Origin of the sequence: Mesorhizobium sp. M0410, from assembly GCF_040321435.1 — a bacterium.
Classification (GTDB): Bacteria; Pseudomonadota; Alphaproteobacteria; order Rhizobiales; family Rhizobiaceae; genus Mesorhizobium.
Genome location: NZ_JAMYRN010000008.1, coordinates 171,606 through 196,926, shown reverse-complemented (window position 1 = coordinate 196,926; position 25,321 = coordinate 171,606). Strand labels below are relative to the sequence as shown.

The following is a 25,321-nucleotide window of genomic DNA, read 5'->3' as shown; positions in this document are numbered from 1 at the left end:
TCTATTGTCGTGGTGGCTCGAGGGGACGGGCTGGAGGAGAGGACAATGAACATTTTTTCTCGGACTGTCGCGGCCCTCGCCGTCGCTGCGACGACCCTGGCCAATGCCGGTCATTCTCATGCAACTGCCTTTGCGGCTTGGCAAGTGGCCAATGTGCCGTTCGGCGACACACTCAATGTGCGCAAATATCCTTCGGGAACTTCGCAGAAGCAGGCCGCCTATCCCAACGGGACGGTTCTGCAGATGACCGGCAAATGCACCGGTGGGATAAATCTGCTGAATCTCGCCAACCATTCGTACTGGCAGCAGAAACAGAAGATCCGCAATCACTGGTGCCAAGTCTGGCATGATCCGGCACAGAACGGCCAGTTCGTCACCGGCTGGGTCTACGGAAAATACATCACCCCGTTTCAGTGACGCGGCACGCCGCTCCCGGCCGACGGCTCACGAGCAACAGTAATGTTTCGCAACCTATGATTTTACTGAATCCGCCGATTGGCCAGGCTGTAATGCTGCCGGCTGGATCAAGCATTGAGGTCTATTTACCTGCTGCAGTCTGTGTAATGGCTGCTTGCCGCCGCGTCAGTCGATGCTGGTCTGACCAGAAAAAACGGCAAGTTTACACTCTGCACGAAAGAGTGAAGCTGAATATGAAAGATTTGACTTGCATCGCTGAATAGAGCGCAAGAAGCGAATTGACTTACTTGACGCCAAGGCCCATTAAGGTGCCGCGACGCGAATCGCGGAGGCTTTTTCCTGCACAAGTTCGCGCGATGCCCAACTATCGAAACGGGCGCAAACAGAAACAATTCTCGTTGGGGCCTGAATGCCATGGATATTACCGAAACACCTTCCAGAAACAGTGACGCGCTGATCGAGCTTACCGCCGACGTGGTGGCCGCCTATGTCAGCAACAATCCCGTGCCGGTCGGCGAATTGCCGAACCTCATTGCCGATGTCCATGCCGCTTTGGGGCGCGTCGGCGGGGCCGCCGAGCAGCCGCCTGCCGACAAGCAGAAGCCGGCGGTAAATCCGAAGCGTTCGGTGCATGACGACTACATCATCTGTCTCGAAGACGGCAAGAAGTTCAAGTCGCTCAAGCGTCACTTGATGACCCACTATGATCTCACGCCCGACCAGTATCGCGAAAAGTGGAACCTGGACCCGAGCTATCCGATGGTTGCGCCCAATTATGCGGCCGCCCGTTCGCAGCTCGCCAAGAAGATGGGTCTCGGCCGCAAGCGCAAGGGACGCTGATAACCGGCTCTTCGGGTTTGACACTCAAACGGCGCCTGCGGGCGCCGTTTTGTATTATGGGGTCAAAGGTCGAACCCGCCATGCTGCCGGCAACTGCCGTCCGGTCAGGCGGTCTGCTTCAACGCTGCTTCGGCGTCACGTTTGATGCGCTTGACCATCGAGCGAAGGCCATTGGCGCGCTGCGGCGACAGGTGCTCGTCAAGTCCGAGCGCCTTCAATGTTGCCTCTGCGTCGGTCCTCTGTATTTCGCTGGCCGGCCGTCCCGAAAACAGCGCCAGCATGATGGCGACCAGACCGCGCACGATATGGGCGTCGGAATCGCCCTTGAAGGTGATAACGGGGTCGGCACCCCCGCCCTGTTCGGTGGTCAACCAGACCTGGCTGACGCAGCCGGGCACCTTGTTGGCTTGTGTGCGTTGCTCGTCGGGAAACGGCGGCAGCGCTTCACCCAGTTCAATCACATAGCGATAGCGGTCTTCCCACTCGTCGAGCAGGGAAAAGTCGTCGCGGATGGTCTGGATCGTCGTAGTCATCACCCCGGATATAGTCATCCGGCGCTGCCACGTCACGGAAAAAGAGGAGAAACGCCGCAGGCGCCGAGAGCGGGGAGCCTTGCGGTCTGGCGACGAATTCGGCCGAAACCGTCTCAGTTCTTCGCCGGCAAGTGCAGTTTCGCCGGCAGATCGACTTTCGCAGGCAAGACGATTTCCTCGGGCACGCTGCCGGTGGTCGTCACCGTATCTGGTTCAGGGGTTTTGTCGTCCAGCATGGCGGCCGCGATCTTGGCGGTCTCCTTTGCCCTTGCGGTAATTGTGTGCATTGCCGATTTGCCGGTCTCGCACACGTCCGGCTTGCGCTCGCAGATGCCGGCGATATCGCCGACGGCTTCGCGCGCCGCAAACAGAGCCTGGAGCGGCCCAACGCTTTCGCGGCCCGCATCATCGGCGCCGACACCCAGCGGCAGCGCCAGAAGCACCAGCGAAAACCAGAAAGCAGCTCTTATCAGAAAGCCCATCTGTCTGTCCTTTATGACGGTCATGCCTCCGAACCGCACGACCCTTGTACCGCGATACTGGCACGGAGGCGCAAAGGACGGCTTGTCCCGAAAGCAACAGTTTTCCTCAAATTTTAGGCAGATTCGAAACAAAGCGTTTTGAAGTTCATTTGCCTCGAATGGTTCATATTTCATTCAGCAAATGATTACCATACAACGCGCTGTTTTTACTCGTTATTTTTTGCATTGGTGACAGTTTGGTGCGATTGGCCGCAAGCTTAGGCGCGGGTGGTCCGGATAACGCTCCGTTTACTATGGCGGCAAGTGCCCCGGTTTTTCCCCGCCGGTATCCCGATATTTGCAGCCTGCCGGGGGACGATCGGCGCAGCCTTATCCATTCCTTAAACGCTGGATGCGAGTTTCGGATCGACAAAAGCCGCCTGCAAAGCAGGGCCGTTCACGACCGGGTGCGTTGAGTTGAGTGCGATCAAGGCCAGATACGCCGAGTTGCCGGGCGCGATAGCCGCCGGTTGCGAACGGATGGTTCATCCGTCCGTCCTCGGCCAGGACGACCGCCGCCGTGAGAGCCGGTTCATTGGCGTCATGCTGGCGGCTCCGTTCTTCAGCGCGGGTGCAGCGGTGACGCTGGTCACGTCGGGCATGGGCGCGGCCGTGACTGTGGCTGCGATCTTTGCGGCGTTCGGCCTTTGCTGGTTCGCCGCCCTGCTGGTGGCTGCATCGGGCAAGATGACCCTGGCCGGCCAACTAGCCTTGGTCGTCGGCAGTGTTGCCCTGGGTGCCCTTATCGCTGCCGCCGGCGGTGTGGCCTCGCCGGTTGCCTTGCTCGCGGTGGCGCTGCCGTTTGAAGCCTGGTGGATCGGCCAGTCGCGGCGTGCCGTGATCTGGGGCGCCATCTCGGCCCTTGTCGCAGTCTTGCTGCAGCCTTTAGCCGGTTCCGTCTTGCCGCTCGGCCAGACCGAAATCGCCGCATGGCACTGGCTGGTGCCGTTGGCCTGGGCGCTCACGCTCATTCCGCGTGTCGCTTCACTTCGTGCCACCGCCAGCGCTCAGCTCGATCCGGCCCGCAGCGACCGGCTCGAAGACCTGATCGACGCCGTCGTGCTGCGAATCGCTGCGCATGGCGAGGTTCTGGACGCCTCGGCTAAGGCACGCACGATGCTGAGGCTGCCACCGGAGCTGCTTTTCGGCACCGGACTTTTCGATCGCATCCATCTGTCCGACCGCGTCCCATATCTCAGTGCGCTGGCCGATATGCGCGAGGGCGCCCTGTCGCGCCGGCTCGATCTTCGCGTCCGGCTGCCGCAGAGCAGCGGCGTGACGGCCGACAACTACCAGCCGTTTTCGCTCGAGATGATGTGCGCGCCTGGGCAGGAGACTGTCTTCACGCTTCTTCTGCGCGAGAACGATGAACTGGCCGGACTGCGCCAGGAGCTTGCCGCTGCCAACGAGGCGGCTGCTTCGGCCGAGGTGGCGAAAGGACGCTTCCTTGCCGTCGTCAGCCATGAGTTGCGCACCCCGCTCAATGCCATCATTGGCTTTTCCGACATGCTGCTGCACGAGATGTTCGGCAGCTTCAAGGATCCGCGCCAGAAGGAATATGTCGGCTTGGTCAGGGATTCGGGCCAGCACTTGCTTGCCGTCGTCACCTCGATACTCGACGTATCGCGGATCGAATCGGGCGCCTACGCGACCGAACCGGAACCGTTCCGCTTCCGCGAAGCGGTCGAGATGTGCCAGTCGATGATGCGCCTGCAAGCCGAGGCAAAGGCCATCGATCTGCAGGCCCAGATCGCGCCGGACGCAGGCGAAATAAATGCCGACCGTCGCGCCGTGCAGCAGATCCTGATCAATCTCGTCTCTAACGCGATCAAGTTCACGCCTGAAGGCGGCAATGTCGTCATCGGCGCCAAGCGCATCGGCTCGCGGCTGCATTTCTGGGTCCGGGACACCGGCATCGGCATCGCCGAGGAAGATTTCGCCAATCTCGGCAAGCCGTTCATGCAGATCCAGAACGACTATACCCGCCGTTTCGAAGGCACAGGGCTCGGGCTTTCGCTGGTGAAGGGGCTGGTGGCGCTGCACGAGGGCACAATGTCGATCGAAAGCATGCCGGGCGAGGGCACCACGGTGACGATCAGCCTTCCCGTGAGCGGCCCGACGCGCCGCTCGGCGGAGAAGACCGGCGTGGTGCCGATGTCCGCGGTCAAAGCCAAGGCGGACGGTGGCAAAGGGGAGAGCAATGGGTCGCTCCGCAAAACAGCCTAAGGCGGTCAAACGCCGCGGCAATGCCTTCGAGCACGGAGCGATGGCGCTGGGCAGCCTGATCTCGCGCAATCCTGTTGTGGTCGGCGGCTCCACCGCGTTCCTGGTGACGCTGTTCTACGTCTCGGCGAACGCGCTTTGGTACCAGCCCTTTCCGCATGCCGGAGCGTTTTTCGCTACCAGAAGCATCGAACGCTTTCCGCGGGCGGATAGCGATGAGCCCGAAACCACCATCAATATCGTGCGTCCGGCCGCTGCGCCGATCAAGAGCGACCCGGTCGTCGAGCAGGTCCAGGGCATCTTGAAGGATCTCGATTTCTATTCCGGCACCATCGACGGTATTCCCGGACCGAATACGCGCAAGGCCATCCAGGCCTATCAGCAGAAAGTCGGATTGAATGCCTCCGGCGAGATCGACGGCGTCCTGCTGGATCAACTGGGCGCCACGCCAAAGACCGCGGCCGTGGTTCCGCATCCCGTGCCGCGGCCGGTCGAAACGGCCGCTGCTCCGGCCGCCATTCCGGTATCCGCACCAGCAAATGCAGCAGCGCAAACGCCTGATCCCCGCATCGTCAAGATCCAGGCCGGACTGAAAGCGTTCGGCAATGAGGACATGCAATTGGATGGCGTCGTAGGCGCGCGCACCAAGGCCGCGATCAAGGAATTCCAGGCGCTGTTCGGCTTGCCGGAGACCGGCGAGCCAGACGAGATCGTCTACGTCAAGATGCGCGAGATCGGCCTGACCAACTGAGGGCCGAAACCTAGTCTCCCGGCCTATTTAAGCCATTGCTCCGGGTCACGCATTCCATGGACTATCGCCACGGCTAACACGCCGTAGGGCATGGGCTCGTAAATCACGATGTAGCGCCCCTCGACCAGAATGCGGGCGGTGGCGCTCAATTCCGGTCGAGCTGCGCCCATTTTGGCGTGCTCGCAAGCCAATTCCAGCCTGTCGAAAATGCGTCCGATCAGCTTGTCAGCCGTCTTCTCGTTATCGACGGCAATGTGATGCCAAATATCTCGCAAATCCTGAGAAGCTCGCGGGGTGAGCCGGTATTCAGCCACGGACTGCGCGTTCGGCCTTCAGAGCGCGTAAGAAAGCCGTACGATTTACGTGTTGACCTTCGCCACTTGCCATCCCTTCGTCATAGGCCCTTTTGAGGCGTTCCAGTTCAAGAGTGCGGAATTCCTCGCGCTGCTCCCATAGACGTAGTGCTTCCCTGACGATTTCACTGTTGGAAGCATAGTCTCCGCTGTTCACGGCGTCTTGTAGACGGGCGGCCTGCTTGGGGGTAAGCGACACAGTAAGAGTGCGCATGGGCTGGGCTTTCATACCGGGCACTATAGCATTTTTCACAGAGGCCAACAAGTTTTGTTAGACTTTGTTGGTAAATCGTCGCATTCCGGGACTTGCTTTGATGGCCAACCGTTGCTCGCGAATAAGTGAGAATCTCGACACCACAAACCCGAAATCGTACAGGGTCCCGCCATGCGGGTAACCACCGATCTGTGGGTGTCGGCCCTGTTGCGCCGGGTTTTTAGCGCCGGCGGCTTTGCCGCCGTGGTCAAGCGCGGCGCCACGGAAGCCGGCGCAGTTTTCGTGTTGGCGCGTGGCCGGCTAGGAGAGATGGCGCTGTTCGGGCCGGCGCCGCAGACGAGCTACGATTCGGCCAGGCCGGACGACCGTTTTTTCAGTCTGCTTGGCGAAGGCGACGATGCCGCCATTTTCGACGCGCAGCTGGAGCGCGAGAAGAAATTCGATCCGGATATCTGGGTGATCGAGATCGAGGCGGGCGTCGTTCCCGTCGAGGAGCTTATCTCGGTCAAGGCGTCGTAACGGCAAGCCTTCAGATGCGAAGCGCCTTTGGGGTGGCGGTTACATCGGCGCTGTTCGGCTTGCGCAGGTCGGCATTTGCCGCGACGCGCCCGGGCTTGCGAACGATTTTCGACACGGTGTCGGCCTTCCAGCCGCGGAGCCTGTCCAACGCAGCGTCGCGGTGCAGCAGGCGGTAGCGGTCGAGGAAGATGCGGATCGCCTGCGGGTGCGGAAACTCGGTCGGATAGATGGCAGCCGTGATCAGGAACGCCTTGTCTTCGCTGAGGTCGAGCGCGCGCAAGGCGAAAAGTAGCGGTGTGTAATTTTGGCTCGCGGTGAGCGTCCGCGCCGTTGAAAAATCGACTTCGAGCGCATCGGCGAGCGCTGTCTGAAAGAATGCCGCATTGCCGGTCAGCGCGGTTTCGCGCAGCTTGACGTAGGTTTGTGGCTCGACGAACGGTCTGATGGCGGTGCCGCGCTCGGAGCGCATCATGGATCGCAACCGGCGGCGTACGGTTTCGGCGGCGTCGGCCGTCTCTTGTCTGTTTGCGTCGCTCGCGACCATTTCCGCGTTTTCGGACGGGGCAATGGCAGTTGCTTCCGGCTGCTGCTGCGACCGCACCAGCGTCGGCCTTTCAAGCACTTTGATGAGATCGGCGATGGTTTGGTTGAGATCCTTGCGGCGGGCAATGGCACGGGCATGCGGCAGGCCGTGACGCCCGATCAGCGCGATCAGGTCGATGTCGCTGAGGGCACGCGAGCGGATGAGTAGCGGAGCGGCGATGTCGACCCGCTCCTGGCAAAGCCGCCGCACCAGCGCGGCGGGTGCATATTCGCATTCGGAAAGGGCCGCTGCGACGTAGCGGCGCGATTCGACCGAGACATTCTCGAAAAGCGGCAGCGTCAGGTCTTCGAGCTGCGCGATCTCCCGGCGCGAAGGGCGGGTGAGCGAACAGAATGCCGATACCGCGGCGCGAAACAGCCTTTCGGCCTTTCCCGATTCAGCTCCTGCTGCGATTTGCCTGAAATCCGAAGCTGACACGAAGGATACGCCCGACACTCGACACGATCTGGAGGGCGCTCTGCCGGGCTGTACCGGTTTCGCGTTTCCCAAGAACAAAGATCAATTTAGCGGCGATCCGTTAGCGCTCCGTTAACCTACTGCCTTCTTAATCGACTATGGAGGCGTTGCGTTGTGCTCCGGGGCAACCGAGAGGAATACGCGAACCATGGGCATGGTACTGTATTTCGTGCCGCGAACGGCGGCAACCAATCGAGCACAACAAGCCGCGCCGGCGGCAGTGATCATATTTCCCGGGGTGCGCTACGAGCAGCGGCCGCTGACGGGCGAAACGCGGCCGACCGGCCCCGACAAGCCGGGACCGTCGGGAACATTGCCGGTACCGCACCACTGAGCATCGGAACCGGCCTAAAAATCCTGCAGTTCGCAGGAACTCTGTTCGAGAAACCGCGAGACGATCGGCTTCCAACTGTCGTCGGGCACGAACGAACGGATGACGAACACGCCTTCCTCTATCGGCGCCTCGACGAAGATGGCTCCTTGCAGTTCCTCGGGAAGGTCCTTGCGGACTTCGATCATCTGGGCCGGCGTCAGCACAACGGTGTCCAGCACGCCTGCGGTCGCACTGTGGTCGTTGAACGAGTAGATGTTATGGCCGCCGCGGTCGTAGACCGATATCGACCAGAACGGCACCTTGCCCGGCGCCTTGACCCGCACCATCCCCTCGGCAAGGTCGAAGCGGCAAGCCGCCGCATAAAACAGCGGATCGACCGATTTCACCACCGGCGCGCCGCCGGCTTCCGCGTCGAGCCTGGTCATCTTGTAGAGATCCGAGGCCATGGCCAATCGCGACCAGGCGTCGCGTTCGGAGAACTCGGGGACGAGCAGCAGCACGACGATGTGCACGATGCCGGCGCCGAGCAGGCCGAGCAGCACGGCATGCAGCAGGCTACGCATTGCAGCCGACCTTCTGGATTTGTGGTAGCGTGACGTCCGACAGACCGGTGCTGCTGGCGATCGGTGTGTCGTAGAACGTGAGCACCAAATACATCTTGCCGGCGCCGCTGGTCAGCAGCCAGTTGCCGGGCGCAGGGCGGCTGCCGACGGAAATGACCACCGAATTGTCGGCCTGGCGCAGCACTTGATAGGACTGCAGCGCAGCCGGCCTCGGCGTGCCGGTCTCGACCACCCCAAGCGACTGGTCGGCGGCATAAAGCGTCCAGAACCGGGCGGTGGGAAAACCGCCCGCAATCTTGTAGGCGCATTGCCGCTTGAGCTGTTCGCCGCCGGAATCGCGTTCGGCTATGAAGGACAGTCCTTCCGCCTGTCCAAGCGCCAGCACGCCTTCGCGAGCCACGCGGGCCTTGGAATAGGGATCCGCCGTCGGCGTGCCGATATCCGGGAAGGCGGTCCATTGGCCGATCCTGATGGCGCCGACGCCATCCTGCAGCTTCAGCGCGTACCAGACGCTGGCGCCACCGCCACCGATGGCGATGGCAAGCGAAAGCAGCGTCAGGAAGGCGTTCTTGAGCATGAGGAGCCGAGAGAACCGAAGGCCGGGGACAGAAAGATTGCGGCCCGGGATATCTCGGCGCAGGGGCTTATGGCAAGCGGCCCCGCGGAATTGGCCGTCACAGCGCCGACAGGGTCTCCGGTGCAGCGGGCGCGTCGAGCACGGGTGCCGCCTGGAAAAGCCTGGTCAGTTCTTTCAGGGTCCGGGTGGTCCGGCTGGACAGCACCGGCGGACGCTCGGCGTCGGCGTCGGCTGCTGCCTGTTCGGCGTTCTTCTTTTCCGCTTCCTCGGCCTTGGCGGCAATTTCGGCATCGACGAAGGGGTGATCGATACCGGGGATCGGTTTCAGGTCTATATTCTGGTGCGCATAGAGCATCAGCCGCTGCCACACCATTGCCGGGAGCGTGCCGCCGGTCATCTTGTTGGTCGCGGTGAAGTCGTCGTTACCGAGCCAGACGGCGGCTGTGTAGTTGCCGGTAAAACCGACGAACCAGGCATCGCGGTAGGATTGCGTCGTGCCGGTCTTGCCGGCGACAACGATGTTTGGAAGGGCCGCGCGCCGGGCCGTACCGATCACCGGAACGGCGGCCAGCATGGTGTTCATGTATTTGAGCGCCTGCTCCGACAGCACCCGGTGCGGCGGCGGCGCGTCCTTGGCGAAGTCGTAGACCACCTCGCCGGTACGGTTGAAGAGTTGGCTTATGCCGTGCCGGGTTCCGGCAAAGCCGTTCTGGGCGAACACGCTGTAGCCCGTCGCCTGGTCCATCACAGTCATGCCCGACGTGCCGAGCACCATGGTCTTGTGCGATTCCAGCGGCGACTCGACGCCCATCGCCTCGGCCATCGCCTTGATCGGCTTGATGCCGAGATAATCCTTGGCCAGCCGCACCGGCACGGTGTTGATCGATTTGGCCATCGCCGTGATCAGCGTCACCTTGCCGGCCGACCCGCCATTGTAATTGTGGGGCGACCAGCTGCCCCAGGAGATGGGTCCGCCGGACACCACCGAATCCGGCGTGAAGCCATGCTCCATCGCCGTGGCATAGACATAGGGCTTGAACGAGGAGCCGGTCTGGCGAAGTGCCTTGGTGGCGCGGTTGAACTGGCTGGCGCCGTAGTCGCGGCCGCCGACGATCGCCCGGACGGCGCCGTTGGTCTCGATGACGACGATGGCGCCCTCGGTGACGTTGTATTCCTTGCCGAACTGGCGGAGGTGGAACTCCATCGATTCTTCGGCCGCCTTCTGGATGTTGGCGTCGAAGGTGGTGTGGGCGACAAGCGAGTGCGGGCCGCCTTTGGCGGCGATCTTCTTGACCTCGTCGAAGGCCCAGTCGAGGTAATAATCGGGGCTCTTCTGCTCGCCGCGGTCGACGATTTCGGCCGGGTGTAATCTTGCCTGCAGCACCTGGCCTTCGGTCATGAAGCCGGAATCGACCAGATTGGACAGTACCACATTGGCCCGCGCCCGGGCGGCGGGCAGGTTTATGTGCGGCGCGTATTTGGTCGGCGCCTTGAACAAGCCGGCCAGCATCGCCGCCTCGGCAAGGTTCAGGTCCTTGACGCTCTTGCCGAAATAGAAATCCGCTGCCGCCTCGATGCCGAAAGTGCCGCCGCCCATATAGGCGCGGTCGAGGTAAAGCTGCAGGATTTCCTTCTTCGACAGATTGGCTTCGAGCCACAGCGACAGGAAGGCTTCCTTGATCTTGCGCTCGAAGGTCCGTTCATTGGTCAGGAACAGGTTCTTGGCCAGCTGCTGGGTGATGCTCGAGCCGCCCTGGACGACGGAATTGGCCCGCACATTCTCGAATATCGCCCGCGACAGGCCGAGCACATCGATGCCGTAATGGTCGAAGAAACGGCGGTCCTCGGTGGCCAGCACCGCCTTGATGACATGGTCGGGCATCTCGTCGACCGGCACCGAATCGCGCTGGATGATGCCGCGCTGGCCGATCTCGTTGCCGTAGCGGTCGAGGAAGGTGACGGCGAAGTCGCCTTGCGTGCGCCAGTCGCCGGCGGTTATCTGGAAGGCCGGCAAGGCCAGCGCCAAAAGGACGACGATGCCGCCGGCACCGAGCGTAAAGCCTTCACTCAACAGTTCGATCAGGCCGCGGCGCCAGCCGCCGACGCGGAAACGCCGCGAGAAGATGGTGGCCGCTTCCCAGAACTGGCGCGCCCTGAAGCCGAATTCGTAGACAGAGGAATCGATCCACGCATCCACCGCCAGCAGCCTTGCGGCGATCGGACCTCTTCTCTTGCGTGGTTCCAAAGGACTGGCCATTCCAGGATCCGGCTGCGGCGACGCCGCCAACTGAGAAACCGCATGCCGGCAATTTCACGGCGGCGCGCCTTTCAAGACTATTCGTCCATTTTGGTGCTGCCTACAAGGGCGATGAAGGTTCCGCGCTTGCGTGGGTGCCGAGGATTGGCAGCGTCACATGGGACGCTTGTCCGCGATCTTTTTCGGGTCGCGGCCTAACGTGCCGGCGTTGGCTTTCCTGTGCTTGTCGGCAAGCCTGCGAACGCGATCGAAGCGGCTTTCCTCGGCCACTTCGATTTTCGCCGCTGCATTTGGCTTCGGGACGAGTGCGATCATTGATCGATCTCCTTGCCGATGGTGCGCGCCGGGGAAGATACCCCGGCGGCTGTCTTTCAGGCTTGTTTCCGGCAGTGGCTGGTCAATAGCCCATGCCGCCGGGCGAAGCAGCGGCTTCCTTCGCCGGAACGTCGGTGATCATGGCTTCCGCCGTGATCAGAAGCGCCGCAATGGAGCCCGCGTCCTGCAGCGCCGTCCGTACCACCTTCGCCGGGTCGACGATGCCGGCCTTGATCATGTCGACATAGACCTCGTTCTGGGCATCGAAGCCCTGATTGTGATCCTTGCTGTCGGCGAGCTTGCCGACGACGATCGAACCTTCGACGCCGGAATTCTCGGCGATCTGCCGGATCGGCGCTTCGAGCGCTCTCGACACGATCGCAATGCCCGCTGTCACATCGGCATTGGCTCCGGTCATCCCGTTCAGCACAGCCTTGGCGCGCAGCAACGCGACACCGCCGCCCGGAACGATGCCTTCTTCAACGGCCGCGCGCGTGGCGTTCAGCGCATCGTCGATGCGGTCCTTCTTTTCCTTGACCTCGGATTCGGTGGCGCCGCCGACGCGGATGACGGCAACGCCGCCCGCCAGCTTGGCGAGACGTTCCTGCAGCTTCTCCTTGTCATAGTCGGACGTGGTTTCCTCGATCTGCCCCTTGATCTGCTGGACGCGCGCCTGGATGGTGGTCTTCTCGCCGGCGCCGTCGATGATCGTGGTGGTGTCCTTCTCGATCAGCACGCGCTTGGCGCGGCCGAGCATGTCTATGGTGATGTTCTCCAGCTTGATGCCGAGATCCTCGGAAATCATCTGTCCGGCGGTGAGCACGGCGATGTCTTCCAGCATGGCCTTGCGGCGGTCACCGAAGCCAGGCGCCTTGACGGCCGCGACCTTGAGGCCGCCGCGCAGCTTGTTGACGACCAGCGTCGCTAGCGCTTCGCCCTCGACGTCCTCGGAGATGATCAACAGCGGCCTGCCGCTTTGCACCACGGCTTCGAGGATGGGCAACAGCGCCTGCAGATTGCCGAGCTTCTTTTCGTGGATGAGGACGTAAGGGTCTTCCAGCTCGGCGCGCATCTTTTCGGCATTGGTGACGAAATAGGGCGAAAGATAGCCGCGGTCGAACTGCATGCCTTCGACGACGTCGAGTTCGGTTTCGGCGGTCTTGGCCTCCTCGACAGTGATGACGCCGTCATTGCCGACCTTGTCCATCGCCTTGGCGATCATGGCACCGACGCTGGTGTCGCCATTGGCGGCAATGGTGCCGACCTGCGCGATCTCGCCTGAGGACTTGACCTTCTTGGCGCGCGCCTGGATTTCCTGGACGACGGCGCTGACGGCAAAGTCGATGCCGCGCTTGAGGTCCATCGGGTTCATGCCGGCGGCAACGAATTTGGCGCCCTCGCGCAGGATGGAAGCGGCAAGCACCGTGGCGGTGGTGGTGCCGTCGCCGGCGAGGTCGTTGGTTTTCGAGGCCACTTCGCGCACCATCTGTGCGCCCATGTTTTCGAACTTGTCGGAAAGCTCGATTTCCTTGGCCACCGTCACCCCGTCCTTGGTGATGCGCGGCGCGCCGTAGGCCTTATCGATGATAACGTTGCGGCCCTTGGGGCCGAGCGTCACCTTGACGGCGTTGTTGAGAATTTCGACGCCGCGCAGCATGCGGTCACGCGCGTCGGTGGAGAATTTGATTTCCTTGGCAGACATGATTTTTTCCAGTTCGGTTGTCGTGGCACGGCGCTTGCAGCGCCTGAATCAAAGCTCGGAGCGTCCTTGCGCGTCCGGGAGGGCGCGCGGCCTTCCAATCAGGCGGCCTTCTTGGCAGCCACGGTCTTGTCGACGGTGCCCATCTCGCTTTTGTCGACGATGCCCATGATGTCGGCTTCCTTCATGATCAGAAGGTCCTCGCCGTCTATCTTGACCTCGGTGCCGGACCATTTGCCGAACAGGATGAGGTCGCCGGTCTTGACGTCGAGCGGGATCAGCGCGCCGCCTTCGTCCCGCGCGCCCGGCCCCACGGCGATCACTTCGCCTTCCTGCGGTTTTTCCTTGGCATTGTCGGGGATGATGATGCCGCCCTTGGATTTGGTGTCGCTTTCGGCGCGCCGAATGACGACGCGATCGTGAAGTGGCCGGAATTTCATGGGGACTCTTTCTGGGGCCAGCTTAGGCGGCCGCCCCTCTCTATAGGCGCCTTGGCACTCGATTGATAGGAGTGCCAAAAAATATTCATAGGGCACATCAAATATTGAATTTATTATCTTGCCTGGCCATCCCCCGGTGTTCGGGCCTTGCCGAATATTATTGAAATTGAATTTCTGTCTTTGAACACCTATTTTACGGTGAAGTTCACATTCACGACTTTCGCTGCAAGGGAGATTTTACCGATGGCCGAAGGCAATCAGAACATCATGGAAAAAGCTCAGGCTCGCTTCATGGAAAATCAGAAGAAAACGGCGGAGCGGAACAAAGCAACTGCCGAATACGTCTCGGAGGCCAAGGCCAGGGTCATCAAAACGGCAAGGCTGAGGGAATTGCGACTGGCCAAGGAAGAGGCGGACCGCGCGGCGGAAGCTCTGAATCCGGTCGCACCAAAGAAGAAGCGGGCGTCGCGGACAGTCAAGAAGGCCGTATCCGCATCGACGGAGGCAAAATCATGAGCCTGACATTTCCCAATCCCAGCCGCAGCTACGACGAGGCAAGCAAACGCATTCGCTTCGTCGGCCATGACGGCATGTTCCAGATTTCCTTCTCTGTCGCAACCGATGCCATCTCCAAGATGCAGCCGGGAACGGCGGCCTCAGAAGCTACCTACCTGGCAGCCTTCGACACGGCTTCCAACTCGATCCACGATGTCGCCAGGAATGCCTATGCCCGCACCCGCAGGAGCATATATGTGCTGACTGCGGCTGATTTTCGCTAGATCCGTCGCGATCCGTCCACAAGACGCTTTCTCAGGGCTTCCGGTTCGCCTTCGCTCGCCGCTTGACGTCGCGACCGTTCAGCCGGTCACGGGTCCGTGACGCGGAGGGCTGCGGCGTCGCGCATTCCAGGAGCAGGGCTTATTCCCGAGGTCATGAAGGTTCATAATCCGTATGAGACGCGCTGATTCGCGCTTTTGCCGGGATGCCGTCATGCAACGCAGCTACGCAGCCGGGAGGTCGACGCGACGGGCGAGGGCAAAGACAATGACCGCGCCGGCCCTCGAATTGCAGAAAGCCATATTCGAGGCAGTGAACGACGATCCCGATTTGTCGGCGGCACTGGGCGACGCACGATTGTTCGACCGTGCGCCGGAAAATGTTGCATTTCCCCACATGACCGTCGGCCGCACCAGCGTCTACGACTGGGCAACGGGGACGGAGAACAACGCCGAGCAGTTGCTGACGCTGCATATCTGGTCAAAGTCCGAGGCCAGCAAGGAAACCACCGACATCATGGACCTGCTCAGCGCCCGCCTGCGAGATGCGGCGCTCTCGCTTGGCGAACATCGTCGCGCCCATCTCAAGCCCGAATTCGCCGAAGCCCGCTACGACGAGGACCTTTCGGCCCATCATGGGCTGCTGCGCTTCCGCGCGGTGATCGAGGAAGACGGCTGACCGTCGGGCACTTTCCGTAAAATCGGGCTATTTTGTTCTTGCTTTGTGCCGGCAGCTATGCTATTAATTTGGCTATGGTGCTGATTGGCGCCAATGACCCGTCGCAGAGCGGGTTTTTTTATTTCCGGTCGGTTCGGCTGAATCTGCCTTCGGTTGCCGGATCAATTCTCGAGTTGGGGCAAACCTAAAGCGATTGCCTTTTCACCGCCAAACGATGCGCGGTTGTCGGCGGAGGATCGGAGGGCTAGGTTAAACTTTGGCGATTTCGCGGGATGGGCGGCGAAATGGCAGTCCGGTAATCTCGCGCTTCAGGGGTGTGGCGGGCATGCATTCGAGCGTTCACCGTTCATATCACGTTCAGCACCGGCGCGTTAGAACGCTGGCCATGAAAACCCTTCGCTCCCACTTCCGGACCGCGGCACTAGCGCTCTCAGCCGCCGGCCTGCTTGCGTCGCAAGCGATGGCGATCCCCGCTGGCACCCTCGAGCAGCCCCAGTCGGTCCTCCTCGCCGCGTCCGACTGCTACGCGATCGGCCAGCAGGTGGCGGAGCAGAATGGCGGCACTTTGGCCAAGGCCTCGCAGTCGACACGCGGCGGCCAGCCGGTCTGCGTCATCGTCGTGCTCGTTCCGGGCAAGGACGGGCAGCGTCCCCGTCGCTCGGAGATCGTCGTTCCGCTGAACTGAACCGTGCCGTTTCCCAGTCTGCCGGAATCGGCCTATATCTGAACAGCTTCAACAGGCCTTCTGCATGCGCGTACTCGTCGTCGAAGATGACAAGGATCTCAACCGGCAGATCGGCGACGCGCTGGTCGATGCCGGCTATGTCGTCGACCGCGCTTTCGATGGCGAGGAAGGGCACTTTCTCGGCGACACCGAGCCCTATGATGCCGTGGTGCTCGATATCGGCCTGCCGCAGATGGACGGCATCAGCGTGGTCGAGCGCTGGCGGCGCGGCGGCCGCAAGATGCCGGTGCTGATCCTGACGGCACGCGACCGCTGGAGCGACAAGGTTGCCGGCATCGACGCCGGCGCCGACGACTACGTCACCAAACCCTTCCACATCGAGGAAATTCTGGCCAGGGTGCGCGCTCTGATCCGGCGCGCTGCCGGGCATGCCTCGTCCGAGCTGACCTGCGGGCCGCTGCGTCTCGACACCAAGGCCTCCAAAGCCGACGTCGACGGCGTACCGCTGAAGCTGACCTCGCACGAATTCCGCTTGCTTGCTTACCTCATGCACCATATGGGCGAGGTGGTGTCCCGGACCGAACTGGTCGAGCATCTCTACGACCAGGATTTCGACCGCGATTCCAACACGATCGAGGTCTTTGTCGGGCGGCTTCGCAAGAAGATGGGCATCGACATGATCGAAACCGTTCGCGGCATGGGCTACCGCATGCGTAAGCCGGAGGCGTAACGCGGAACCGCTTCCTACAAGACCCGCCGTCTCGAACACGCCGTCGCTGCGGTCGTGGCCGCGTTCGCTGGCGTTTCGCGTCATCGCCTTTTCCACGGTCTGGGCGATCCTCACTCTGGTGGTCATCTTCACCTTGATCACCACGCTCTATCGCCAGGCCAGCGAGCGCGGTTTCGACAGCCTGCTTTCGGCGCATCTGTTCAACCTGATCGGCTCGGTGGGCGTTTCCGAAGGCGGCCAGTTGACGGGCGCCCCCGACCTCGGCGATTTGAGGTTCTCGGAGCCGAATTCCGGCTGGTACTGGTCGGTCGAGCCCGCCTCGGAAGGCGTGCACGGCGATCTCCATTCGTCGTCGATGACCAAGGCGATCCCGTCGCCAAGCGTTGCCGAGGTGCCCTTCAATGCCAGCTTCCAGCGCAGCTATTCAGCGGACGGCATCGAAGGCGAGCAGTTGGAGGTGTTCGAGAGCGAGTTCGTCCTCGATGCGAAAAATCGCGCCGCGCGCTTCCGTGTCATGGGCAACCAGACCGAGCTCGAGCAGGAAATCGCTACCTTCCAGCGGCGCCTGTTGACCTATCTGTCGCTGTTCGGCGTCGGCATGATCGCCATCAACGCGATTGCGATCCTGCTCGGCCTGCAGCCGCTGCGCCGGGTCAGGAATGCCCTTGCGATGGTACGCGAAGGAACCGCGCAGCGCCTCGACGGCCGTTTCCCGGCCGAGATCGAGCCGCTCGCCAACGAGACCAATGCGCTGATCGAGAACAACAGGCGTATCGTCGAGCGGTCGCGCACGCAGGTCGGCAACCTGGCGCACTCGCTGAAGACGCCGCTTGCCGTGCTGCTCAACGAGGCGCGGGCGCTGGGTGGCGCCAAGGGGCAGCTGATCGCCGAGCAGGCTGCTTCCATGCAGAAGCAAGTGGACCATTATCTGCAACGTGCCCGCGTCGCCGCGCAGCGCGACAGCGTCGTCTACCGAACGCCGGTGATACCGCTGGTCCAGCGCATGGTGCGGGTGCTGCAGAAGCTCAACCCGCAGACGGCGCTGTCGCTGTCATTGCCGGCCACCGACATCGTCTTTGCCGGCGAACGCGAGGACCTGGAGGAGTTGCTCGGCAATCTGCTCGACAATGCGATGAAATGGGCAAGGAGCGCGGTCGCCGTTTCCGTGAAGCCAATCTCCAGCAAGGGTGGCGCCAGCAAGGAGGGCGCGGCCAATCTATTCGAGATAGCCATCGAGGATGACGGCCCCGGCATTCCCGACGACAAGGCGCGCGAGGTATTGCAGCGCGGCCGGCGTCTCGACGAGACAAAACCGGGCAGCGGGCTCGGACTTGCCATTGTCGCCGACCTTGTCAACGAGTATGGAGGCTCTCTGGCGCTGGAACGATCCGTCATGGGTGGATTGAAGGCGATGGTTCGATTGCGGAGCCTTCAGTAATGCTTTTCCAGGTGGCCGGCTGCGGCCAAATTTCCGACAAACATCGACATTATGGCCGCGCCAGCCTGATGACAGCGCGGCGGTCCAGCTCAAGAAAGCCGGTATTGGCATGAAGATTCGCGTCGCGCTCGTTTCCGCCTTGCTCGCCATCTCCGGCTGCACGACGCTCAGCAAGGGCCCGGCCGTTACGGCAACGCCGGCCGCCACGCCCCCCAGCGGCGCCAAGGTGGCGACGACGATCATCTCCGCCATGGGCGGCGGCCTCGTCGGCGGCTCTATCGGCGCCAGCCTGAGCGAGACCGAGAAACGCAGCGCGCTCGAGGCGGAATACAAGGCGCTTGAATACACGGCGAGCGGCCAGAAAGTGGCTTGGAAGAGCGACAGTTCGGCCCATCGCGGCGAAGTGGTTGCCGCCCAGCCCTATCGCGTCGGATCGCAGGACTGCCGGCAATACACCCATACGGTGTTTACCGGCACCGCCGGCGCCACCGCGCGCGGAACCGCCTGCCGCAATGCCGACGGCAGCTGGACGCCGCTGACGTAGCTGGTCCGGCCGTTGGTGCGCCGATCCCGATCGGCACCAAAGCACGTCGCGTTCGGCCCCGCCAAAGCGTCGCAGCACGCTTGTGTTGGCAGGGCAGGGGTCTCGTTCTATTGGAAGAGCCATGCTGTTCTGGGTCATAGCCGCAATCCTGACGCTGGGCGCAAGCCTGGCGGTGCTGCTGCCGTTGGCCGGTGGATCGAAGAACGCGTCCGCTGCCGGCGATCACGACCTCGAAGTCTATCGCGACCAGCTGGCCGAGCTTGACCGCGATATGGCGCGTGGCCTGATCCAGCCGATGGAGGCCGAAGAGGCTCGCGCCGAAATCGCCCGCCGCATCCTTCGCCTGAGCAATGCCGGCCAAGCCGGCGAGACGGCGACGCAGCCGTCGCGGTCGACAAGACTGGTGGCGACGGCTGCCGTGCTGGCGGTTCCACTGGTCAGCTGGGGCCTCTATGGCCATCTCGGCTCACCCGACCTGCCATCGCAGCCACTCAGCGAACGCCTGGCCAAGAACCCCGCCGACAGCTCGGTCGACGAGCTGATAGCCCGCGCCGAGGCGCACCTGGCGGCCAACCCATCCGATGGCCGTGGCTGGGACGTTCTGGCGCCGGTCTATCTGCGCATGCAGCGATACGCCGATGCGGTGACCGCCTATCGCAACGCCATCCGCCTCGACGGCGACAGCGCCGCCCGTCAGGCGGGTCTTGGCGAGGCGATCGCCAATGCGGCCGGCGGCATTGTCTCAGCCGAAGCGCAGGCGGCGTTCGAGGCGGCGTTGAAGCTCGATCCGGCCAATCCGAAGGCCGCGTTCTATCTCGCGATGGGCATGGCACAGGAGGGCCGCATAGCTGAAGCCACGGCGGCCTGGCAAAAGATGCTTGCCGCCTTGCCGCAGGGCTCGCCGTGGCGCGGCGCCGTCGAGCAGGCGCTGGCTGATCCGCCGCCCGCAACGTCGCTTCCGGAGCGCCCGCGAAAGGATCGAGCGCCGAGGATATCGATGCTGCCTCCTCGATGTCGCCGCAGGACCGACAAGCCATGATCAGCACTATGGTTGCCGGCCTCGACGAAATGCTTCGGCAAAATCCGCGCGACGAGGAAGGGTGGATGCAGCTCGTTCGTTCTTATGTCGTGCTGGGCAAGACAGATCAGGCACGTGACGCGCTCAATCGCGGTATTGCCGTCTTTGGCGCCGATAGCGACCAGGCCAGGAAATTCACCGCCTTTGCCGCCTCGCTCGGCGTGACGGCGACGGAGTAGACGATGACGCGCAAGCAGAAACGACTGTCGGTGATCGCCGCGGGGCTGGGGTTTCTCGGTGTTGCCACCGGGCTGACCTTCTATGCGCTTGGCCAGAAGGCCTCCTATTTCTACATGCCGGCCGATCTGGCCACCGCCAGCCTTCAGCCGGGCCAGCGCATCAGGCTCGGCGGCCTCGTCGAAAAAGGCACGGTCGAGCGTAGCCAAGGCGCCACCGTCGCCTTTTCGGTGACCGACAACCAGAAGGACGTCAAGGTTACCTATACCGGCATTCTTCCCGACCTTTTCCGGGAAGGGCAGGGCGTGATCACCGAAGGCTCGTTTGGCCCTGACGGCATCTTTGTCGCCGACAGCGTGCTCGCCAAGCATGACGAGACCTATATGCCCAAGGAAGTGGCCGACGGCCTCAAGGCCAAGGGCGTGTGGCAGGAGAGCAAGAGTGACTGAGCAGGTTCCGCAAAAGTGTTCCACGGTTTTGCGGCAAGAACCTGCGGCAAGATCTAGCGGGTGCGGCGACAATGGTTGAAACCGGACATTTCGCCCTGGTCCTGGCGTTTGCGCTGGCCCTGGTGCAGACGGTGGTGCCGGTGTTCGGCGCGCGCACCGGCAACCACAAGATGATGGCCGTCGGCGCACCCGCCGCGCTGACCGGCTTTGCCTTGACGGCGCTGTCCTTCGTAGCGCTGGCGACCGCCTATGCAGGGTCCGATTTTTCGGTTGAGAGCGTCTGGGAGAACTCGCATTCGCTGCAGCCGCTGATCTACAAGATCACCGGAACCTGGGGCAATCACGAAGGTTCGATGCTGCTCTGGGTGCTGATCCTGACCTTCTTCGGCGCGCTTGTCGCCGTTTTCGGCGGCAATCTTCCGGCGACGCTCCGGGCCAATGTGCTTGCCGTGCAGGGAGCGATCGGCGCCACGTTCTTCCTGTTCATCCTGACGACGTCGAACCCGTTCGTCAGGCTCAATCCGGCGCCCATCGAGGGCCGCGATCTCAACCCGATCCTGCAGGACCTCGGCCTCGCCATCCATCCGCCGCTGCTCTATCTCGGCTATGTCGGTTTCTCGATCTGCTTTTCCTTCTCTGTCGCTGCCCTCATCGAGGGCCGCATCGACGCTTCGTGGGCGCGCTGGGTAAGGCCGTGGACATTGGTTGCCTGGATGTTCCTGACCGGCGGCATCGCCATGGGCTCCTATTGGGCCTATTACGAGCTCGGCTGGGGCGGCTTCTGGTTCTGGGATCCGGTCGAGAACGCATCGTTCATGCCGTGGCTGGCGGGCACGGCGCTGCTGCATTCGGCCATCGTCATGGAAAAGCGCTCGGCGCTGAAGATCTGGACGCTGCTTCTGGCGATCCTGACCTTCTCACTGTCGCTGCTCGGCACCTTCCTGGTGCGTTCCGGCGTGCTGACCTCGGTGCACGCATTCGCCACCGATCCGACGCGTGGCGTTTTCATCCTCTGCATCCTGACGCTGTTCATCGGCGGCTCGCTGGCGCTGTTTGCCTTGCGCGCCTCCCGGCTGACGGCCGGCGGCCTGTTTCACCCGATCTCGCGCGAAGGCGCGCTGGTCCTGAACAATCTGTTCCTGACCACCGCCACCGCCACCGTGCTGGTCGGCACGCTCTATCCGCTCGTCGTCGAAGCCCTGTCTGCCGACAAGATTTCCGTCGGCGCGCCGTTCTTCGACCTGACATTCGGCCCGCTGATGGTGCCGCTCTTGGTCGTCGTGCCGTTCGGGCCGCTGCTCGCCTGGAAGCGCGGCGACATTTTCGCGGTCGCCCAGCGCCTGATGGCGGCTTTCGCCGCGGCGCTGCTCGCCGTACTGGTGACGGCCTTGTTCATCGATGGCGCATCGGTGTTCGCAGCGCTCGGGGTCGGCCTTGCCTTCTGGCTAATCTGCGGTGCGCTCACCGATCTCGCCGTCAAATCCGGCTTCGGCACCGTCGCGCTCGCCACCATGCTCAGGCGCTTCGCCGGCCTGCCGCGCTCGGTCTTCGGTACAGCGCTTGCGCATCTCGGTCTCGGGCTGACGACGCTCGGCATTGTCGGCACGCTTTGCTTCGGCACCGAAAAAATCCTGTCGATGCATGCCGGCGAGACCGTCGAACTGTCCGGTCACAAGCTGCGCTTCGAGGGGCTCTACCCGGCCCAGGGGCCTAACTACAGTGAGGATCGCGGCCGCTTCGCCCTGCTTGGCGCCGACGGCAGCGTCGCAGGCGAGATCACCTCGGCCAAGCGCTCATATCCGGTGCGCCAGATGACCACGACCGAATCCGGCATCAGGACGATCGGCTTCAGCCAGCTCTATCTTTCGCTTGGCGACGAGGGCAGCGATGGCTCGGTGGTCGTTCGTCTGTGGTGGAAGCCGCTGGTGACGCTGATCTGGGGCGGCGGACTGGTGATGATGGCGGGCGCGGCGATGTCGCTGCTCGACCGCCGCCTGCGCGTCGGCGCACCGTCGCGCCGCAAGCCTGCAGGCGCCATGCCATCGGCGAGCCCGCAATGAGAAGGAGCACGCTGGCCTCGCTGGTCCTGCTGCTGGCGCTGTTGTTCGCCGGCGCCGCGCAGGCGGTCAAGCCCGACGAGGTGCTCGCCGACCCGGCACTCGAGGCGAGGGCGCGCGCTTTGTCGGAAGGCCTGCGCTGCATGGTCTGCCAGAACCAGTCGATCGACGAGTCCGATGCCGATCTTGCCCGTGACCTGCGCATCCTTGTGCGCCAGCGCCTGGTCGCCGGCGATACCGATCAGCAGGTGATGGACTATGTCGTTTCGCGCTACGGCGAGTTCGTGCTGCTGAAGCCACGCTTCAATCTGCGCAATGTCTTGCTCTGGGGGACGCCAGTTCTTCTGCTGCTCGTTGGCGGGACGTGCATCCTGCTGGCCGCCCGCTCGCGCCGCTCGACGGCGACCAGTGCCCTGACCGCGGACGAGCAGGCGGCGTTGGACGCGATACTCCGCCGCGATTGATCGATACATTACGAAAGTTTCATGTACCGGAAATGGCGCCGTAATGTGCGGCTCTCTATTTCCTTTGTCGAGGATGCCAACCAAGGGGCGTCCCTTGAAAAGAGGATACGAGAACCATGAATGTTGCCCCCAATTCATCTCTTCGCACTCGCAAACGCCTGCTGGCCGCAGCCGCATCCCTGGCCATTGCCGGCGCGATCGGCTTCGGCGCCGTTGCCACCGGGACAGCCCCGGTGCTGGCCGACGCCGTGCGTGTCGAGGCACCGCAGGTCCCAAGCTTCGCCGATGTGGTCGAGCGCGTTTCGCCGGCGGTTGTCAGCGTGCGCGTCAAGGCCAAGATCCAGCCGACGGCCGATGACGGTTCCGACCAGATGGACGACGAAGACGGCTTAGGCAATCTTCCCGATAACCCGCAGCTGCGGCGTTTCTTCCGCGAATTCCGCGGCTTTGGCGATCAGGGCCCGAACGGAATGCGCCGTTTTGGACATCGTGACCGCAACAACGACCAGCCGCGGCCGGTGGCGCAAGGGTCCGGCTTCTTCATCTCCGATGACGGCTATCTCGTCACCAACAACCATGTCGTCGAGGAGGGCACCGCCTTCACCGTGGTGACCAATGACGGCAAGGAGCTTGACGCCAAGCTGATCGGCACGGATCCGCGCACCGATCTTGCCGTGCTCAAGGTCGATGATGGCAACAGGTTCACCTATGTCGACTTCGCCGATGATTCCAAGGTTCGCGTCGGCGACTGGGTGGTGGCTGTCGGCAATCCGTTCGGCCTCGGCGGCACGGTTACCGCAGGCATCGTTTCGGCCCGCGGCCGCGATATCGGCGCCGGTCCCTATGACGACTTCATCCAGATCGACGCCTCGGTGAACCGCGGCAATTCGGGCGGCCCGACCTTCAACCTCAACGGCCAGGTTGTCGGCATCAACACCGCGATCTTCTCGCCGTCGGGCGGCAGCGTCGGCATTGCCTTCGACATTCCCGCTTCGACCGCCAAGCAGGTCGTGCAGGACCTGATGAGGAACGGTACCGTCCAGCGCGGCTGGCTCGGCGTCGAAATCCAGCCGGTCACGCCCGAAATCGCCGAGTCGCTTGGCCTTGGGTCCGGCAAGGGCGCGCTCGTTGCCAGCGCGCAGGACAACGGTCCCGGCAAGAAGGCCGGCATCACGGCCGGTGACGTGATCACCCAGGTGGACGGCAAGGACGTTGCTTCGCCGAAGGAACTCGCCCGCCTGATTGGCGCTTACCCGCCCGGCAAATCGGTCGATGTCACGTTGTGGCGCAACGGCAAGAGCGAGGCGGTCAAGGTCGACCTTGGCAAGCTGCCGTCGAGCGACAAGCAGGCCTCGGCCGACCAGCAGCCTGCTCCGGCACCGAAGACCGACACGCTCGCCGATCTCGGCCTGACCGTTACCAAGTCCGAAAATGGCAAGGGACTTGTGGTGACCGACGTCGACCCCGACAGCGATGCCGCCGATCGCGGCATCCAGCCCGGCGACGTCATCACCTCCGTCAATTCGACGGAAGTGAGCGGCACCGCCGACGTCGACAAGGCGATGGCCGACGCGGTGAAGTCCGGCCGCAAGGCGGTGTTGATGCAGATCACCCGCGACGACAGCAACCGCTTCGTCGCACTGCCTGTCGCCAAGGGCTGACTTTTCCGGTGCGGCGGTTTTCAACACCCCCGAGCCGCCGCACGGGAAAGCACGGGGCCTGAATACGTTAGTCAGTCATCGTGTTCCGCCCCAGCGGCAGCGGGCTTCCCATCGCCCGCTGCCGCTCGAACATGTCGCTCAAAGCGTGAAGCGGTTTTAGGCTACGACATGCTAAAACAAAGACTTACCGCGTATCCCTGAATCACTTTGTTCGCGATACGCCATGGAGAAGGCCACGATGCGTATGCCGGCCACTCAATCTTCCAGCGAAATCGCGTATAACGGTTCTATGAAGATTCTCGTCATAGAAGACGATCGCGAGGCAGCCGACTACCTGCAGAAGGCGTTCGCCGAGGCCGGCCATACCGCCCATGTCGCCGGCGACGGCGAAACCGGCTTCGCGCTCGCCGATTCCGGCGACTATGACGTCATGGTCGTTGACCGCATGATGCCGCGCCGCGACGGCCTGTCCGTCATTGCCGGGCTCAGGTCCCGAGGCAATACGACGCCCGTGCTCATCTTGTCGGCGCTCGGCGAAGTCGACGACCGGGTCACCGGTCTGCGCGCCGGCGGTGACGACTACCTGACCAAACCCTACGCCTTTTCCGAACTGCTCGCCCGCGTCGAGGTGCTGAACCGCCGCGCCAGCGCCAGGGAAGCCGAAACCGTCTACCGGGTCGGTGATCTCGAACTCGACCGGCTGTCGCATTCGGTGCGCCGCGCCGGGCGCGAGATAACGCTGCAGCCGCGCGAGTTCCGCCTGCTCGAATATCTGATGCGCCATGCCGGCCAGGTGGTGACGCGCACCATGCTGCTCGAGAACGTCTGGGACTACCATTTCGATCCGCAGACCAACGTCATCGACGTTCATATCTCGCGGCTGCGGGGCAAGATCGAGAAGGGCTTCGACAAGCCGATCCTGCACACGGTTCGCGGCGCCGGCTACATGCTGAAAAGCGGCTAGAAC

At 62.8% G+C, this 25,321-nt stretch carries 29 protein-coding genes and 1 pseudogene; 19 read left to right on the top strand and 11 right to left on the bottom strand.

What is annotated here, in order from left to right:
• Positions 1 to 45 precede the first annotated feature (45 nt).
• Positions 46 to 417, top strand: coding sequence for an SH3 domain-containing protein (locus NKI63_RS14270; protein WP_352479517.1), 372 nt, complete (start codon positions 46 to 48; stop codon positions 415 to 417).
• A 414-nt stretch (positions 418 to 831) separates the two neighbouring features.
• Positions 832 to 1,257, top strand: a complete 426-nt coding sequence (locus tag NKI63_RS14265) for a Ros/MucR family transcriptional regulator (RefSeq protein WP_023677844.1) — start codon at positions 832 to 834, stop codon at positions 1,255 to 1,257.
• Between the two features lie 104 nt (positions 1,258 to 1,361).
• On the opposite strand, the gene NKI63_RS14260 is transcribed toward NKI63_RS14265, so the two are convergent.
• Entirely contained in the window at positions 1,362 to 1,790 is a 429-nt protein-coding gene (locus tag NKI63_RS14260) for a SufE family protein (protein ID WP_352822030.1), read from the bottom strand.
• Between the two features lie 113 nt (positions 1,791 to 1,903).
• Positions 1,904 to 2,272: a DUF5330 domain-containing protein gene (locus NKI63_RS14255; RefSeq protein WP_352647411.1), complete on the bottom strand. Its 369-nt coding sequence runs from the start codon at positions 2,270 to 2,272 to the stop codon at positions 1,904 to 1,906.
• 519 nt (positions 2,273 to 2,791) lie between these two features.
• Here NKI63_RS14255 and NKI63_RS14250 point away from each other — a divergent pair.
• Both NKI63_RS14250 and NKI63_RS14245 read left to right on the top strand, forming a co-directional pair.
• Entirely contained in the window at positions 2,792 to 4,537 is a 1,746-nt protein-coding gene (locus NKI63_RS14250; protein ID WP_352822028.1) for an ATP-binding protein, read from the top strand.
• The gene (locus tag NKI63_RS14245) at positions 4,512 to 5,285 is read left to right on the top strand and encodes a peptidoglycan-binding domain-containing protein (RefSeq protein WP_352507479.1); all 774 of its coding nucleotides are present in this window, start codon (positions 4,512 to 4,514) and stop codon (positions 5,283 to 5,285) included. Before NKI63_RS14250 ends, NKI63_RS14245 begins: the two co-directional genes overlap by 26 nt.
• A 23-nt stretch (positions 5,286 to 5,308) precedes the next feature.
• Here the strand turns inward: NKI63_RS14245 and NKI63_RS14240 are convergent, their stop codons facing one another.
• Together NKI63_RS14240 and NKI63_RS14235 are read right to left on the bottom strand one after the other, a co-directional pair.
• A complete protein-coding gene (locus tag NKI63_RS14240; protein ID WP_352821888.1) occupies positions 5,309 to 5,599 on the bottom strand; it encodes a type II toxin-antitoxin system RelE/ParE family toxin in 291 nt (96 codons plus the stop codon).
• Positions 5,592 to 5,852 carry a type II toxin-antitoxin system ParD family antitoxin gene (locus NKI63_RS14235; protein WP_254819940.1) on the bottom strand — a complete coding sequence of 87 codons (261 nt, stop codon included), beginning with the start codon at positions 5,850 to 5,852 and terminating at the stop codon, positions 5,592 to 5,594. Before NKI63_RS14235 ends, NKI63_RS14240 begins: the two co-directional genes overlap by 8 nt.
• Positions 5,853 to 6,023: 171 nt before the next feature.
• Between NKI63_RS14235 and NKI63_RS14230 the strand changes: the two genes are divergently transcribed.
• Entirely contained in the window at positions 6,024 to 6,371 is a 348-nt protein-coding gene (locus NKI63_RS14230; protein WP_254819941.1) for a DUF1491 family protein, read from the top strand.
• Between the two features lie 10 nt (positions 6,372 to 6,381).
• Here the strand turns inward: NKI63_RS14230 and NKI63_RS14225 are convergent, their stop codons facing one another.
• Positions 6,382 to 7,392 (bottom strand): hypothetical protein, encoded by a 1,011-nt coding sequence (locus NKI63_RS14225; protein ID WP_352821884.1) that lies wholly within the window; start codon positions 7,390 to 7,392, stop codon positions 6,382 to 6,384.
• Positions 7,393 to 7,579: 187 nt separating this feature from the next.
• On the opposite strand from NKI63_RS14225, the gene NKI63_RS14220 reads away from it, so the two are divergent.
• Positions 7,580 to 7,765: a hypothetical protein gene (locus NKI63_RS14220; protein ID WP_352507481.1), complete on the top strand. Its 186-nt coding sequence runs from the start codon at positions 7,580 to 7,582 to the stop codon at positions 7,763 to 7,765.
• 14 nt (positions 7,766 to 7,779) lie between these two features.
• Here NKI63_RS14220 and NKI63_RS14215 read toward each other — a convergent pair whose 3' ends face one another.
• From NKI63_RS14215 to NKI63_RS14190, 6 genes are all read right to left on the bottom strand, one after another.
• Positions 7,780 to 8,328, bottom strand: a complete 549-nt coding sequence (locus tag NKI63_RS14215) for a DUF1254 domain-containing protein (protein WP_254819944.1) — start codon at positions 8,326 to 8,328, stop codon at positions 7,780 to 7,782.
• Entirely contained in the window at positions 8,321 to 8,905 is a 585-nt protein-coding gene (locus NKI63_RS14210; protein WP_352706148.1) for a DUF1214 domain-containing protein, read from the bottom strand. The genes NKI63_RS14215 and NKI63_RS14210 overlap by 8 nt, the downstream gene beginning before the upstream one ends.
• Before the next feature lie 97 nt (positions 8,906 to 9,002).
• The gene (locus NKI63_RS14205; RefSeq protein WP_352821880.1) at positions 9,003 to 11,162 is read right to left on the bottom strand and encodes a transglycosylase domain-containing protein; all 2,160 of its coding nucleotides are present in this window, start codon (positions 11,160 to 11,162) and stop codon (positions 9,003 to 9,005) included.
• 153 nt (positions 11,163 to 11,315) lie between these two features.
• Positions 11,316 to 11,477, bottom strand: a complete 162-nt coding sequence (locus tag NKI63_RS14200) for a hypothetical protein (RefSeq protein WP_352507484.1) — start codon at positions 11,475 to 11,477, stop codon at positions 11,316 to 11,318.
• Positions 11,478 to 11,559: 82 nt separating this feature from the next.
• Positions 11,560 to 13,179 (bottom strand): chaperonin GroEL, encoded by a 1,620-nt coding sequence (groL, locus tag NKI63_RS14195; protein ID WP_352507485.1) that lies wholly within the window; start codon positions 13,177 to 13,179, stop codon positions 11,560 to 11,562.
• A 98-nt stretch (positions 13,180 to 13,277) separates the two neighbouring features.
• The gene (locus tag NKI63_RS14190) at positions 13,278 to 13,616 is read right to left on the bottom strand and encodes a co-chaperone GroES (RefSeq protein WP_352821876.1); all 339 of its coding nucleotides are present in this window, start codon (positions 13,614 to 13,616) and stop codon (positions 13,278 to 13,280) included.
• A 243-nt stretch (positions 13,617 to 13,859) separates the two neighbouring features.
• On the opposite strand from NKI63_RS14190, the gene NKI63_RS14185 reads away from it, so the two are divergent.
• The 13 genes and pseudogenes from NKI63_RS14185 to NKI63_RS14125 all read left to right on the top strand — a co-directional run bounded on the left by NKI63_RS14185 (position 13,860) and on the right by NKI63_RS14125 (position 25,318).
• Positions 13,860 to 14,132, top strand: a complete 273-nt coding sequence (locus NKI63_RS14185) for a hypothetical protein (protein WP_352507523.1) — start codon at positions 13,860 to 13,862, stop codon at positions 14,130 to 14,132.
• Positions 14,129 to 14,395, top strand: coding sequence for a DUF1488 family protein (locus tag NKI63_RS14180; RefSeq protein WP_254819951.1), 267 nt, complete (start codon positions 14,129 to 14,131; stop codon positions 14,393 to 14,395). The genes NKI63_RS14185 and NKI63_RS14180 overlap by 4 nt, the downstream gene beginning before the upstream one ends.
• A gap of 265 nt (positions 14,396 to 14,660) precedes the next feature.
• Positions 14,661 to 15,071, top strand: coding sequence for a DUF3168 domain-containing protein (locus NKI63_RS14175; protein WP_352507487.1), 411 nt, complete (start codon positions 14,661 to 14,663; stop codon positions 15,069 to 15,071).
• A gap of 385 nt (positions 15,072 to 15,456) precedes the next feature.
• Positions 15,457 to 15,756 carry a hypothetical protein gene (locus NKI63_RS14170; protein WP_352507488.1) on the top strand — a complete coding sequence of 100 codons (300 nt, stop codon included), beginning with the start codon at positions 15,457 to 15,459 and terminating at the stop codon, positions 15,754 to 15,756.
• A 64-nt stretch (positions 15,757 to 15,820) separates the two neighbouring features.
• Entirely contained in the window at positions 15,821 to 16,486 is a 666-nt protein-coding gene (locus NKI63_RS14165) for a response regulator transcription factor (protein WP_023718390.1), read from the top strand.
• A gap of 82 nt (positions 16,487 to 16,568) precedes the next feature.
• Positions 16,569 to 17,924: an ATP-binding protein gene (locus NKI63_RS14160; RefSeq protein ID WP_502900473.1), complete on the top strand. Its 1,356-nt coding sequence runs from the start codon at positions 16,569 to 16,571 to the stop codon at positions 17,922 to 17,924.
• A 109-nt stretch (positions 17,925 to 18,033) separates the two neighbouring features.
• Positions 18,034 to 18,468 (top strand): RT0821/Lpp0805 family surface protein, encoded by a 435-nt coding sequence (locus tag NKI63_RS14155; RefSeq protein WP_352507489.1) that lies wholly within the window; start codon positions 18,034 to 18,036, stop codon positions 18,466 to 18,468.
• 121 nt (positions 18,469 to 18,589) lie between these two features.
• Positions 18,590 to 19,725: pseudogene (ccmI, locus tag NKI63_RS14150) on the top strand (c-type cytochrome biogenesis protein CcmI).
• Positions 19,726 to 19,728: 3 nt separating this feature from the next.
• Positions 19,729 to 20,172, top strand: coding sequence for a cytochrome c maturation protein CcmE (ccmE, locus tag NKI63_RS14145; RefSeq protein ID WP_023677821.1), 444 nt, complete (start codon positions 19,729 to 19,731; stop codon positions 20,170 to 20,172).
• Positions 20,173 to 20,243: 71 nt separating this feature from the next.
• A complete protein-coding gene (locus NKI63_RS14140; protein ID WP_352507491.1) occupies positions 20,244 to 22,232 on the top strand; it encodes a heme lyase CcmF/NrfE family subunit in 1,989 nt (662 codons plus the stop codon).
• Positions 22,229 to 22,693, top strand: coding sequence for a cytochrome c-type biogenesis protein (locus NKI63_RS14135; protein ID WP_254819960.1), 465 nt, complete (start codon positions 22,229 to 22,231; stop codon positions 22,691 to 22,693). The genes NKI63_RS14140 and NKI63_RS14135 overlap by 4 nt, the downstream gene beginning before the upstream one ends.
• Positions 22,694 to 22,809: 116 nt before the next feature.
• Entirely contained in the window at positions 22,810 to 24,354 is a 1,545-nt protein-coding gene (locus tag NKI63_RS14130; RefSeq protein WP_352507492.1) for a Do family serine endopeptidase, read from the top strand.
• 289 nt (positions 24,355 to 24,643) lie between these two features.
• Positions 24,644 to 25,318 carry a response regulator transcription factor gene (locus NKI63_RS14125; RefSeq protein WP_254819962.1) on the top strand — a complete coding sequence of 225 codons (675 nt, stop codon included), beginning with the start codon at positions 24,644 to 24,646 and terminating at the stop codon, positions 25,316 to 25,318.
• Positions 25,319 to 25,321 lie beyond the last annotated feature (3 nt).